This is a genomic window from Limnospira sp., assembly GCF_051859755.1.
Lineage (GTDB): Bacteria > Cyanobacteriota > Cyanobacteriia > Cyanobacteriales > Microcoleaceae > Limnospira > Limnospira fusiformis.
Map to the genome: position 1 here is coordinate 1 of NZ_JBIMLI010000310.1, position 1,741 is coordinate 1,741.

1 protein-coding gene and 1 pseudogene are annotated in these 1,741 nt (G+C 45.5%); one reads left to right on the forward strand and one right to left on the reverse strand.

Features of this window, described 5'->3' with window-relative positions; genetic code table 11:
• Positions 1 to 537: pseudogene (locus ACTIE0_RS24195) on the reverse strand (zinc ribbon domain-containing protein); the annotation flags it as partial.
• An 890-nt stretch (positions 538 to 1,427) separates the two neighbouring features.
• Between ACTIE0_RS24195 and ACTIE0_RS24200 the strand changes: the two are divergent.
• Positions 1,428 to 1,652: a reverse transcriptase N-terminal domain-containing protein gene (locus ACTIE0_RS24200; RefSeq protein ID WP_006667866.1), complete on the forward strand. Its 225-nt coding sequence runs from the start codon at positions 1,428 to 1,430 to the stop codon at positions 1,650 to 1,652.
• Positions 1,653 to 1,741 lie beyond the last annotated feature (89 nt).

Sequence of the window (1,741 nt, forward strand, 5' to 3'; positions counted from 1 at the left end):
TGAGTTCGAGTGGATAGGGCTTTTTTGACCACTGCACCACAGTTAGAGCATTCTTGGGAAGTATAAGCCGGGTTAACCGCAACCGTCACCTTGCCAAACTTCACCCCAAAATACTCTAGCTTCCTGAACTGATACCAACTTGCATCATTAATCGACGGGAATGGTGATTTGATTACGAGTTTCTGATAACTTCCAACCACAAGTTGTGTATTCAACTGAACGGCTGTTCTTTTTGAACTTGGGAAAACCTTTCTTTCCTCGAATGGCTTTCCGGCAGTTCTCGTAGAACCTCCTTATTGCCGAATATGCTCTTTCAATGGACGCTTGACAGGCGCTGGAGTTTAAGTTTTTAGCAAAAGGAAATTCATCTCGAGCGTGTTTTGCCCTAGACCATACAAATTATTCTGCCCAATTCCTGAATTATCCATCCAGAAACCGATCGCTTTATTGCCGATGGACTGAGCAGTTCGGATCGCCTCATCAATGGCAATGCACGTGATTTGACTTCCCTTTGGCTTTAAACTCCAGTACAATCATTTATATGGGACAACCCGCCTGTTATGGTCGAAAGGGAAGTCACCTTCCCCAACTCCAATTCCAAACCGTGCTTGATACTTTCACATCACACGGCTCCTAATGTGAATACCCTATTGTCAGTAGGAACGGGACTACAACCCCCCGCTTTATGACTTCAACTTTCAGAGCTATATGACATACGTAGTCTTTAAAGTGCGAAACGTTCAGGCATGAAATAGGGTTGCAATACCCGAAATAACCGCCTGGTGGGGATTTTAACCCCTCGGTTGAATATATGGAGCGTACTCCTGACCATCCCCATAACTGTTTATATGTCCCAACGCTTTGTATAGAAATATACAAAACAAAGGCAGGGAACTCAAGGTCAAAATGCAAAAATCGGAAATCTTAAAATTCCTTAACAATTGCGTTGAGAGTAACGGCGATAGCCACCCCCAGTTTTAGGATACACAACCCTGGGACTGAAGCGGGGAACGGAAGGCGTGAAGTAGAACCTACTACCAAAGGCGACCACTGCCAACCATCCATGACTAAGGAAATCTGAATGTTCCGACTTGAACCATCGTCACTAGTAAGCAGCGAAATAGGTTGATACGCTGCGCTCAAAAGAGTAAGGGGAAAAGTAGGGATTTATTAAACCTACCTACACAGACCTTTAAAAGTACCCCGGTGGAGAGGACAAGTCTAAAGATGGAATGCCCATATAAACGGAACGTTGTAACCCCTTCCAGGCTCTGATTATCTGGTCGAGGTAATCAGAAGTGATGAGTGTAAGCGCAAGCCTGTTAGGGGATGAGATGTGACCAGAAGCCAATGCCCGACCGTAATGGTAGGGATATGCAGACGGGTCACGGTTTGATTGCCAAGAATAGAGCCAAGTAGGAGCATATATGGCGCAAGCGAGTTTAAAGAAAGGATTTGGTCAACCCAAACCAATCAAGACTACGAAAAACGCATGGAAAGCAATTCCGTGGGCGAAAGTTCAGCGAAAAGTTTTCAAACTCCAAAAGAGGATATTTCAAGCAGCTAAATCGGGACAGGACGCGAAGGCACGAAGGTTCCAACGTCTATTGGTGAAATCATACTATGCTCGGCTTTTAGCAGTGCGGCTGTAGGGGCGGGTTCCACGGTCAGCCATGCTTCCCAACAGTCAGCTTAATAAACCCGCCCTCCAAGATAATCAAGGCAAGAAAACGGCTGGAGT